This window comes from Corynebacterium sp. NML98-0116, from assembly GCF_001767255.1.
In the GTDB taxonomy this organism is placed as follows: domain Bacteria; phylum Actinomycetota; class Actinomycetes; order Mycobacteriales; family Mycobacteriaceae; genus Corynebacterium; species Corynebacterium pseudogenitalium.
On sequence record NZ_CP017639.1, the window covers coordinates 1,377,136 to 1,388,758 of the forward strand.

At 59.4% G+C, this 11,623-nt stretch carries 8 protein-coding genes; 3 read left to right on the forward strand and 5 right to left on the reverse strand.

What is annotated here, in order from left to right; all coding sequences use genetic code 11:
* Nucleotides 1–42: 42 nt before the first annotated feature.
* Genes BJP05_RS06190 through BJP05_RS06205 form a run of 4 tightly spaced genes read right to left on the reverse strand, consistent with a single transcriptional unit; the run spans nt 43 to nt 7,870 of the window.
* Entirely contained in the window at nt 43–2,679 is a 2,637-nt protein-coding gene (locus tag BJP05_RS06190) for an AAA family ATPase (protein ID WP_070362648.1), read from the reverse strand.
* Nucleotides 2,680–3,885, reverse strand: coding sequence for a DNA repair exonuclease (locus BJP05_RS06195; RefSeq protein ID WP_070362649.1), 1,206 nt, complete (start codon nt 3,883–3,885; stop codon nt 2,680–2,682).
* Nucleotides 3,885–4,748 carry a hypothetical protein gene (locus BJP05_RS06200; RefSeq protein WP_070362650.1) on the reverse strand — a complete coding sequence of 288 codons (864 nt, stop codon included), beginning with the start codon at nt 4,746–4,748 and terminating at the stop codon, nt 3,885–3,887. The genes BJP05_RS06195 and BJP05_RS06200 overlap by 1 nt, the downstream gene beginning before the upstream one ends.
* Nucleotides 4,745–7,870, reverse strand: a complete 3,126-nt coding sequence (locus BJP05_RS06205; protein ID WP_070363541.1) for a DEAD/DEAH box helicase — start codon at nt 7,868–7,870, stop codon at nt 4,745–4,747. The genes BJP05_RS06200 and BJP05_RS06205 overlap by 4 nt, the downstream gene beginning before the upstream one ends.
* Nucleotides 7,871–7,975: 105 nt before the next feature.
* Between BJP05_RS06205 and putP the strand changes: the two genes are divergently transcribed.
* From putP to BJP05_RS06220, 3 genes are read left to right on the forward strand one after another with little or no spacing between them, the layout of a single operon-like run.
* Nucleotides 7,976–9,562 (forward strand): sodium/proline symporter PutP, encoded by a 1,587-nt coding sequence (putP, locus tag BJP05_RS06210; RefSeq protein ID WP_070362651.1) that lies wholly within the window; start codon nt 7,976–7,978, stop codon nt 9,560–9,562.
* Between the two features lie 2 nt (nt 9,563–9,564).
* Nucleotides 9,565–10,200, forward strand: coding sequence for an HNH endonuclease family protein (locus BJP05_RS06215; protein WP_070362652.1), 636 nt, complete (start codon nt 9,565–9,567; stop codon nt 10,198–10,200).
* Between the two features lie 30 nt (nt 10,201–10,230).
* A complete protein-coding gene (locus BJP05_RS06220; protein WP_070362653.1) occupies nt 10,231–10,716 on the forward strand; it encodes a DUF2269 family protein in 486 nt (161 codons plus the stop codon).
* A 3-nt stretch (nt 10,717–10,719) separates the two neighbouring features.
* Here BJP05_RS06220 and BJP05_RS06225 read toward each other — a convergent pair whose 3' ends face one another.
* A complete protein-coding gene (locus BJP05_RS06225; protein WP_083290979.1) occupies nt 10,720–11,622 on the reverse strand; it encodes a trypsin-like serine protease in 903 nt (300 codons plus the stop codon).
* Nucleotide 11,623: the final 1 nt, after the last annotated feature.

The window sequence follows — 11,623 nt, forward strand, 5'->3', positions numbered from 1 at the left end:
ACCCCACTGTAGTAGATCAACCAAACAGTTTCATAGCATTAATTAATTGGTTTTTAGCTGCTCAATCTCGTATCGGTTGCTACTGGCAACGCCGTCGTACCGGTTGGGGTAACACGTCAGCACAATCACTTGAGCATGCTTGCCCACCCTGTTAAACAGCGCGTTCATCAGTTGCAGCCGGTGGGGGTCCGTCGCGCCGAGTGCATCGTCTATCACCACAGGTACCGGTGCTGTTCCATCACGGGCGACAAGCTCCGCAATGGCAAAACGGGTCAGCAAGGCGAGCTGCTCCTGTGCGCCACCAGAAAGCTCCTCGATCGGCAGGGACACACCAGCAACGTTGCGGCGGGTGATTTGCAGTTGGTCGTCGAGCTCGAATTCCACATCTCTGCCAAACAGCGCCCCCGCGTAGCCCTCCAGCGCAGCAGCGAACGGCGCCGCGTAGCGCGCATTCGCCTCTTCACGGTAGCGCTGTAGCGTGTCATACAAGAGCTTGGTTGCCTCAGCACGGCGGGTGGTACGGCGGTACTCAGACTCAGCTGCGTCCAACATCGCTTCGGCTCGGTCGACCTTTTCCGCAATACCAGTCGCCATTTCAAAAAAGCTTTTCAGCTCGGCAACGCGTCTATCGGCGGCATTGTAGCGGTCCTGCAAGTTCACGACGCGGGTTTGCGCGCTTTCGAGCAGCGCCTGTGCCATGTCCACGTTGGCCTCGTTTGCCGCCGTGGTGACCTCTTCAAGTTTTGTGCGCGCAGCGCGCAGTCCAGCCTCAGCAGTTGCTTGTGCCTCGCCCAAGTCTTCCGACGTTGTATGTTCCTGTTCTGTTCGCAACTCTTCATCGGCGATACGTACTGCTTCCTCGTGCGTTGCGAGTTTGGTCTCCAGTACAAGCAGTGCCTGGCGGGCCTTTCGCTCCCGGTGCGGCTCCAGCGCAGCCACCGCCACTTCCGCGTCATGCTGGGCATTCTGTAAAGCAGCCTCTGCAGCAGCGGCCTCGTGCTCAGCAGCATCGAGTTCCTTTAAAGCTACGTCTTCCCCCAAGGCCTCAGCGTGCTCTGCGTGTAGTTTCTGCAGCTTTAGGTGACGCTCCTGCAACGCTGACAAGTCCCTGCCTGCGAGGATGTCTTCCCTGCGTCGCTTGGATTCCTCCACGCGTTGAGCAAACGTCCGATGCTCATCACGCTTCGCTCGCGCCTCCGTAACGTCAGCACAACCAAGCTCCGCGAGTAGCTCCTCAAGCGCGCGCTCCGCATCTTCCACCGCGCTGTACTGGTTCGCGCCGCTGGCGCCAGCACTGTAGGTCAGATGAAACTCACCGAATTCAAAGGTGGTGGCGTCGAAAAGCTCGATAGTGCGCTCGCCTTTGACGTGTGTGGGGGCGTCGTCGTGCACGAAGGTGGCGTCATCGGCACGCACGGTCAGTTTCGCGGTCGAGGCTGCACGGATGGTGCGCTGTACCTTTACTTCACTCGCAGCTTCTTCCACTCGAGTCACATCGGCGTCGGTGACGGGACGACTAGGGGCCTCAGCAACGAGTTTTTGATACTCGGCTTGCGCACCGTCAACCTGGTCAAGCACTGCCTGCAGATCTGAGAGTTCCTGTTGGCACAGCGAGTACTCACGCAGAGCGCTGGCACGGCGTGCCTCCTCGCGTGCATTCGTCAGTGCAGCTTGACGCCGCTCCACGGTTTCGGTGAGTGTCGCAATGGTAGCTTCCTCTTCATCACTGGCTTGCTGGGCGGCGCCCTTCTCCTGCTCGAGCGCTGCCTGCTGCTCACCCAACAGTGCGACGCGCTGCTCCAACTTCTTCCTGTTTTCCACATCCTGCGCTGCGCGCTGTGCCGTGAGCTCTGCGTATTTCACAGCTGCTTGCGCAGCCTGAAGTTTTGCGGCAACCTCTTCGGCGCGCTTCGCCTCGGCTTGACTGGACTCAAGATCTCGCTGTGCTTCCGGCAGCTCATCCTGGATCTGCTGCATTTGCTGCTGCAAGCGCTCAACTTCTACGACTTCATTGTCAAACTTCCGCTTTTCCTGCAACAGCGATTCGTACTGTTGCTGCGCTTCTTCTGCTGCTTTCCGGAGCTTGTCGTATTCGCCACGCGGGCGACCTGTGGGTGTGAAGTACGCTGCGTATTCGTCGCTGATGCGCTGCATGAGCGCAGTGTCATCGTAAGCAGCCTCCTCTGCGCTACGTCCAGCGTCCCCGTCAAGGGTCCTCACAACACTTGGGATGCCAGCTGCGCTGATCCCTGCTGCGAACTGCCCCTGGCGCAGGAAGAGCGTCGAGGCGAGCTCCTGGTCAAGGTTTTCCGCGAGGATCCGCGCAAGCTCGTCGTCAGCCTCGCGGCCGGTGTATTGGCGCAGCTGCGGTCTGGTGATGTTGAGCTCCGAGTACTTCCCCTTCCCCCACTGTTTGGCAATGGTGAAGCTGTAATCGCCAACCGTCGCCTCAAGCCGTACCGCAGGCGAAACGTCCCTCCCGATCGGGGTGAGCACGCCAATCTTCTTCCCGCCGGCAGTATGGCGCTCGTTCAGCACTGTCGTCAACGCGTCAAGGATGGTGGATTTGCCCGCCTCGTTGTTGCCATGGATCACGATCACACCGGTATCTGGCAGGTCTCGGAGTTCTAATCGCTGAATACCACGGAAGTTTTCAATGGTGATCGAATGGATGCGCATCTAGTTCACTTCCTTGGAGAATCGGAACAGAAGGTTCACTGCGTCACGGGCTGTCGCAGAGCCTGTGACATCATCTTGCACGGAAGCCTGGCAGATCAGGTCCCGCATCGCCTCGGCCGCGTAACCGCTCAGCGGAAGGTTTTCGAGCTCTTCATCGCTGGGCGCCAAGTGCAAGCTCATGAGGCGCTCACGCTCATACAACGCGGCAAACACCGGCTCAAGCCGCCCTATCGCCTGCTCAAAGGTAGCCATCGCCGCAAGGCCAAGCGTGCCACGCACCGAATACTTCACCACCGTGCGGTCTTTGTGCTCGTAGCGTTCAAGCTGATCCACAATCTTTGCGACGTCCCCTTCGTCACTAACCTCCCAGTCCAGTGCCTCAAACGTCCATGCTCCTGTCTCAACTGGCTCGACGTTCACAGTGCAATCGTCTGCGGAGGACTTCGCAATCTCGACGACGAGGGCATTGCCGGAGTTGACCTCGCCGCCACCACCAGGACCACCGATAGCAAAGTCGTGGAAATCGGTTGTTTCCGGGCTGCCCGAGAACCACACGCGCCCACTCGTGCCGAGTGACTGCGTGGAGTGCGTATCCCCCAACGCGACGTAATCGATCACCCCCGAGGCCAGCTTCTCCTCCAGCAAATCCAGATCGATGAGCGCTTCGGCCTGTTCTTTGCCGTAGCCGTCTACTTGGCCGTGGCCAACGAGGACTCGAATCGTATCCGTCGGCTCCAAGTCACGTACGGCACGGGCACAGAGGTCCTCAGAGGCGTATCGGGCTTTGAGAGGCGCGCCGACAAGCTCAACGCCAGGGACGACCTCTACGGGATCGAAGGAATCGAGCACGTGCACATTCTCAAGGTCATCGGTGGCGTGGAAAATGGAGTCCGCCACCAGCGGGTCGTGGTTGCCCGGGAGCAAGTACACCGGCACTGGCAGGCGCTTCAGCACCTCGAGTGCTCGACCAAGCGTCTCCCGTTCGAGCGCGTTGTGCTCAAACACATCACCGGCGATCACAATACAGTCTGCATCATGCTCCGTGGCTACTTGGCCGAGGCGTTCAACGGCGCGCAAGCGGGCGTCGTCAAACCTCGATTGGGCTTCGGAGCGCAGAAACTTCCGAGTCATGCCAAGCTGCAGGTCAGAGGAGTGGATAAATCGAAACGTGTTCACATACTCACTACTACCAAACGGCTCGGACATTAGTCTTCGGTTTCAGTCAGAGCGTAGAACAGATCTTCGATATCGGAGACAGCCCGCAGCTGGTCGATGTTGGTAAAGGAAATCGTCTGCATCGCCTTGTGCAACATCGTGATGTCAGAATCTTCGATCATCGGAGCGACTTTCGGGGTAGGCAAATCAGGTAACGCGCCGCCTTCCCAAAAGTCCGGCTGCGGGCGCGGTGTAGACGCCGTGACTTCGCCCGGCGCGTCAGGCTGCGCTGCCTCGTGCTGCACAGTCGGTGGCGCCATGCCGGTCAGTCGCGCAATCGAGCTATCCCGAAGTTGGAGAATGAATTCGTGGTGTTCGCTCATGCGCTGTGCTGCCTGATACCCCACTGCGACAATGTGTTTGCAGGCTACGACCGGATCGGGGCAGCTACAGTGCAGCCGAAACTCTTCAGGACCGTTGGCGATCAAGGTGTCCAACGCCTCATCGGTATAGACACCATTGCGCGCTTTCATCAATGCCGCGGAGTCGTGCGCAATGTCGGACAGCAGCCCGCCGATGTCAGCAGCGGTGCGCCGTGGTAGCTCAATGACGGTGTGAAATGGTTCGATTTGTGAGCCGGTCACAACCGCATCGATCCCACTAAGCCGCGGGTAGAGCTCGGCGACGTGACCGCCGTTGGCGTACGCAATGCCCCGCTTAATGCGACCGGCATCGCTGTAGCGTACTACTGCTTCCCAGATTCTGCGGCCGGCTGCATTCCACGTCGCGGGTACGTCTTTGTACCGCGACCGAGTCTCCGCTGCTTGTTTCGCCTGCTTCTGCTCCGGCGAGCGCCGCCGTGCGCCAAAGTTTGCATAAATAACGTTGTCTTCGCGTGGTCGCTGGGTGCTCATAGGTTGCGCTCGCCTCCGTTTCCTCGGTAGCTCATCAGCTGTGCCAGATCGTCAGCGTCGAGTTCCGTAATCCAGCCTTCGCCCTCGCCAATCACCGCACCTGCCAGGTGCATCTTGCCATCCAAGATGTCTTGGATCGATTCCTCCATGGTTCCGCGCGTAATCATCTTGTACACCGTGACGTCTTTCTTCTGGCCAATGCGGAACGCGCGGTCCGTCGCCTGGTTTTCCACGGCGGGATTCCACCAACGGTCAAGGTGGATCACCATCGATGCAGCAGTCAGGTTGAGTCCGGTACCACCTGCTTTAAGACTCAGCAGCATCGCGCGCGGCCCGTCCGGCTCCTGGAAGTGCGCAACCATAGCATCGCGCGCGCTCTTTCCTACCCCACCGTGGAGAAACGGGATGAGCTCACCGAGGTAGTCGCTCAGGTAGGGCCGCAGAATGTCACCAAACGCTTTGTACTGGGTAAAGATCAACACTCGTTGGTCGGTACGCACTGCCTCATTGAGCAGCTCCACAAGGCGGGCGACCTTACCGGACCTGTGGTGGCCGTCGGCAAGTACTGGTGATCCATCGCCCAGGAAGTGAGCCGGGTGGTTGCAGATCTGCTTGATGCGAGTGATCGTGGCAAGCACGAGACCTTTACGCGCCATACCCTTGCGTTCCTGCAGTTCGCGCTGCATGCGGTCAACGAGTGCCGTGTAGAGCGCCGCTTGCTCCGCAGTCATGTCCACTGTCAGTACATGCTCAGCCTTGTCCGGCAGGTCATCGATGATCGCGGTGTCCGTCTTCAGCCTGCGCAGGATAAACGGCGCGGTGAGGCGCTGCAGGCGCTCCCCCATCTCGTCGGCGAGGCCCTCGTCCCGGCGCGACTCAATTGCCCGTGCGAAGTGGTTGCGGAAGAAGGACTGCGAGCCGAGGATGCCGGGGTTCACAAAGTCGAGGAGACTGCGCAGCTCGGAGAGCTTGTTTTCAATCGGGGTGCCTGTCAGCGCGATACGGTGGCGAGCTGGCAGCGCTCGCACGCTTTTCGACGCCCTCGTCCCCGCATTCTTAATCGCCTGAGCTTCGTCGAGCACCACATGGTCCCATTCGATCAAAGACAAGTCGATCACATCGCGCGATGCGATCCCATAGGAGGTGATGGTGACGTCATGCTTCTTGAGAGCCTCACGCAGTTCCTCTCCTTTGTACCGGGCACTGCCGTGGTGGACATATATAGAAAGGTGCGGCACGAACTTCGCGGCTTCGCGTGCCCAGTTGCCCACCACGGAGGTCGGCGCAACAACGAGGGTTGGTCCGGTGCGCTGCCCGCGTTCCTCTTCGACGGCAAGCAGGGTGAGCAGCTGGAGCGTCTTACCGAGCCCCATGTCATCGGCAAGCACGGCACCTAGGTGGTTGCGGGACATGTAGTAGAGCCAATCCACGCCACGACGCTGGTACTCGCGGAGCTCAGCATGCACAGTTCTTGGGATGTCGACGCGCTCCGGCGCCGGGCGGTCCATTCCGCCGACCAGAGACGTAAACCAACGGGAACCAGTGAACTCAAGCGGCGAGTCTGGCCCACTCTCCAGCGCAAGCTGACGCAGCTCCTCCGCGGTTACCGCACCGTGTTCCTCTGACGCTTCGAGTTTCTGGTACTCCTCCTCGAGCTGGTCGGCGCGGGCAGCGAGCGCTTCGGCGTCATCTGCTCCCGCATCAGCTGCGAGCTGCGCAGTCGTCCGGGCTTCTTCTGCTTCACGCTTGGCCCGCGCAAGCGCCGTCCCGTGGAGTTTCTCCATGTACCGCTTCGTGCGCTCGAGGTGCCGTGTATCGGCGAGCACCCACTCGCCACGCAACTTGATCAGCCCAGACTTCGACTCGACGAGCCGCTGCATTTCGTCATCCGTCAGTTCAGTGCCGCCGATGCTGACGCGCCAGTCGTAATTGACCAGCTGGCCGAAGCCAAGCCGGGTCACCGCTGTTGCGTCGTACGGGTTCTTCGCTTCCGAAAGGTGCAGCTTCGATGTTGTCTCTGCAGTTGTCCAGGCGCGTGGCAGCATCACCGCGTAGTTCGCAAGCCGAAGCTTGCTCACCTCAGTCTCCACGAATTGCACAATCTCTTCCGCGGACAGGTACACGTCCCAGTCGCCATCGAGCGCAGAGCCCGGCGTTGTCGCGGCACGCCGGTGCGTCGATGGATCAATCAGGTCGGAGACCCTGATGGCGTCGCGAAGCACGGAGTGGAGCTGCTGCACCGTATAGGCGTCATACTCCGACAGCCGGATGGGCCGCGGCGACTCGTCCCCGGAGCGCACGTTCACCCGAATCGGCCACTGCGTGAGCGCCTCATCGCCCCCATCTTCTGCGTCTGCGGGCTGCTCCACGATGAACACCAGTTGGAAATTCGTCGCAGTGATTGAGCCGTTCCACTGGCTCATCTGTCGCGAAAACGCGCTAGAGCCTCGCCGTAGCGGCGTCCCGTTAAGCAGCGACTGTACAAAATCGTGCCACGGAAACGGGCGCTCACCACGCAGCATAGGGGAGTTACGCAGCTGGGCAGACGCGATCCAGTGCACAAATGTGCGCGAGCAGTCTTCGTCGAGCCGTCGGTTGTTCTCCGTAAGTACTCCCGGCGCAGCCGCAATCATATCCGCGAGCCAACCGCGTTCCTCCACCCCGGTGCCGAGCTGCCACTGCGCGAACCACTGAAAGTCCTGAGACGGCACGTGAATCGATACCCTGCCAGCCTGTACAAACCGCTCAAGCCCGAGAAACATCTGGATGAGCCACAAAAGATCCGGGGCTACCGACGCCCGCTGTTGCTCCGTGAGCCCTTCCGGTGCCGGAACGTCTGGGTCCAGGAGGAAGGACATTGCTCGTAGAAACTGTACTGCCTCATCGGGGGCGAATGCTGCCGTCGGCACCCGGAGCCGCAATAGTTTGCCTTTCGGCGTGCGCAACATGACCTTGCCGCGGTGGCGGAACTTGACCCCTTCGAGCAGTGTGTGGACTGGTTCGGGGAAGGTCCCCTTCGGCACTTCGTCGAGTGTGATGATTTTATGGCCAGCCACCTGCTCGACCCAGACCTGCAAGCCAGAATCTGGCAGCCACAGCCCGTGAAGAAGGAATTTTGGCAAGCCCACCCTTATACCATCCTTGATTTCGCTACATCGACTACGGTTCTAACGGTAATCTTTAAAACTCTACTCGCTTATTTTTTCTATTGCTTTAGGGAGGCAAACATGGCCGATAGCTTCTGGCTTGTCCTTGCCATAGTGTTGTACTTCGGTGTCATGGTTGCCATCGGGTTTTATTCGTGGATCCAGACGAGCAAGTATGACGACTACGTTCTTGGCGACCGTGGACTGCACCCATTCGTAGCAGGCCTATCCGCGGGCGCATCAGATATGTCGGGCTGGCTGCTGATGGGGCTGCCGGGCGCATTGTTCGTTTCCGGCATGAGCGAGCTGTGGATCGTTATTGGACTCTTGGCCGGGTCGTGGGCGAACTGGAAGTTTGTCGCACCACGCCTCCGCGCTTATACGGAAGTATCAAATAACTCGATTACCTTGCCGTCCTTCTTCGAGAACCGCACCCGTGACTCCTCACACGTCCTGCGGTTCGTCGCCGCCGTGATCATTATTTTCTTCTTCACGTTCTACGTTTCGTCAGGCATGGTCTCGGGTGGCCGTTACTTCGAATCCACTTTCCACGGTGACTACCTCACAGGCGTACTCATCGTCGGTTCGATTACTGTGCTGTACACGTTCATCGGCGGCTTCCTCGCTGTGAGCTATACCGACGTTGTCCAAGGGGTCTTGATGTTCTTGGCGCTGGTCACGGTGCCACTGATGGCACTGATCTCGCTCGATACCCCCTCTGATATCTTCTCGTTCGCTTCCCACAACGCCTACGGCCCGTGGGAGGCCGGCAACCCGGACTACTTCAACATGATCGCCGGTGTCTCGTTGGCAACCATCATCGGCAACTTGGCGTGGGGCTTCGGCTACCTGGGACAGCCACATATTGTTACCCGCTTCATGGCGCTGCGCTCCCCGGCTGAGGCAGCCAGCGCACGCCGGACCGGAATCAGCTGGGTCACCATCTGCTTTGCAGGTGCGGTGTTCACCGCGCTCGTATCGACGGTCTTCTTCGCCGAAACACCGCACAGTGTCACTGACCAAAGCGGCTTCGAAACCATCTTCTTGGACCTGGCCCGCATCCTCTTCCACCCACTCATTGCAGGTATCGTCCTTACAGCGGTGCTCGCGGCGATTATGTCCACAATGTCCTCCCAACTATTGATCACCTCCTCCGCGCTTATTGAGGACATCTATCGGGCCGTGGCGAAGCAGCGTCCGAGCCAGACGGCGCTGCTGGTGCTCTCGCGCACGATGGTGGTCTTGGTTGCAGCGGTCGCGATGGTACTGGCAATCAACCCATCGGACACGATCCTGGGCCTGGTCGCGTTCGCGTGGGCAGGCTTCGGCGCAAGCTTCGGTCCCGTTGTAATTGCATCGTTGTACTGGCGTCGTCTCACTGCCCCGGGCGCCATCGCTGGCATGATCGTCGGTGCAATCACGGTATTCGTGTGGGGCTCCTCCGACACGCTGTCCGGCATCATCTACGAAATCGTTCCGGGTATCGCATTCGCGACGATCGCGCTTGTCGCTGTCTCCTTGCTGACCAAGCCGAAGCAGGGCGTCGAAGACGAGTTTGACCATGCTCTTGCAGTGACAAACTTTGCGCTGACCACTCCGGACGCAACGTTCGCTGACGCGCTCAAGGCGACTGCGGGAACCGAAGGGGCCTCCCACGCGTCTAACTAGACGTGCGTGTTTACCTCACTCTGTTACTTATCCTGACCATCGCGTACGCCCCGTTTCCAACGGGGTTTTCGCGTATCGACGCCCCCACGACCCGCCAACGCGTTACTATCATCGGCTACGAGCGGGACAACTTCGGACCAGGCTGGCAGCGCCATGCCACCGGATGTACGACTCGCGAGCATGCCATGGCGTACGCGTTTGAGCAGCCTAATTGCAACGTTCCCCACCGGCAGTGGGAGCCGGTTGACGCTATCGATCCGTACACCCGCGAACGCATCAGACCTAAGGATGTGGAGCTCGACCACCTCTTCCCCCTCTCCGCAGCATGGGACATGGGTGCTTTCGCCTGGAGCGACGAGCAGCGACTCCGGTTCGCGAATGACCCCCACAACCTCATCGTGACCTCGAGCAAGGCGAACCAACAAAAGTCAGACATGCTTCCGAGCGAGTGGATGCCTCCATCGATCCCGCAGCAATGCGCATACGCACGGCAGCTGGCACGCGTTGCAAACATGTACGACCTGCGCGTAACCACCAATGACCTTCGCACAATGCGCCGTGCATGCAAGGGATGGCGAGGCGTCGCCGCCCACCTCATTGGAATTGGTATGTTCCCTACCACCAATTCGCCTAGGTGATGGTGGACGTATCAAGTACAGTGGTTGCCTATGACTACTCTGTTAACTTTCCTTCACGTCGCAGCCGCCATCTTGCTGCTGGGCCCGATCGTCGTATCCACCTCGATGTTCCCGCGCCAGGCCGCCGAGGCACAGGCGGGCGATGCGGCCGCTGCCGGTCGCGCGTCGATCCTGTACCGCATCTCGCGCACTTACGGCATCGCGTCCTCACTCGTTCCGCTGCTCGGTGTCGCCATCCTCTTCGGCGACTGGGCTGCGTACAAGACGAACTACTTCCTGCACACCTCTATCGTGTTGGCAGTCATCGCCTGGGCACTGCTGCTTTTCGTGGTCATCCCGACCCAGCGCAAGATGGTCGGTACACTCGGTGAGCTGGAGCCAGCCGAGGCCGACCCAGCCGATGTCACCGCGAACTTTGAAAAGTCGAAAGCTAAGGCTTCCGCGTTCGCTGGTGTCTTTAACCTTTTGTGGTTCATCGTGTTGGTGCTGATGTTCTTGCCAGCACCAACTATGTAGTCACTAAAACTTTATCGACGACGCCAGGCTAAGCAGCGCCAACACGATCGGAACAACGATCGCGGCAATCTCACCCGGTGTCATATCGCTGGAGCTTTCGGACTTCGACGAGGAGTCCCGCTCCGAGCTCTTATCAGAGGACAGCAGCCGGTCGTAGAGACCGGCTTCATTTATTCCGGCAGCTCCAAAAACCAGGTCCGACGCCTCGGACTGGCTGACTGCCTTTCCTTGAGCGATTGGTGCTCCCCAGAGCCAGTCTTTCCCGTCAATCTTTATGCCATTGATCCGAGTGTAGGTGGAGTTTTCGAACGCAGGACCTATAGAAATGACACCAGCGAATTTCTTTGCCCCGTCCTGTTCTTCGATCCAGATCGGTCCACCGGAATCGCCTGACTTTGGTGACCGTATCGTGGCAGAAAACCCGCCTCCACCACGCGCAGCGCGGTGGAACTTCCCGCACGTGACATCGTTTGTCCCCGTATGGGATGTTTCCCCGTGGTAGCACGTCTTCGCACCCCGCTTGATGGAAGTGGCATCCGCTTTGATGTCACCTGAGTAGATGTTCTCGCCCATCGTGACGCCCCGGTCCCACTCGATCCAGGCGAAGTCGTTCGAGTACTGCCGGTCGTAGCCTGGTGAAATACGCAATGTCCCAATGTCTTTCGACAACGGACGGCTCGTTTTTCGGTCGACCAACAAGATCCTGTCGCCATCGCGTCCACAGTGCGCTGCGGTGTAGCTGACTCCGGCTTCGTGGTCGTTAAAGCCTAGCGTGCATGAACTATATCCAGTGCTAATAGCATCACCCTGGGTCGGCTGGATTGGTGCCGCGGTAGCGCTTGGCACGAGGACTGCAGTCGAGCATGCTGCGACGGCCAGCGAAGATATGAATTTCCTTGTCAACATA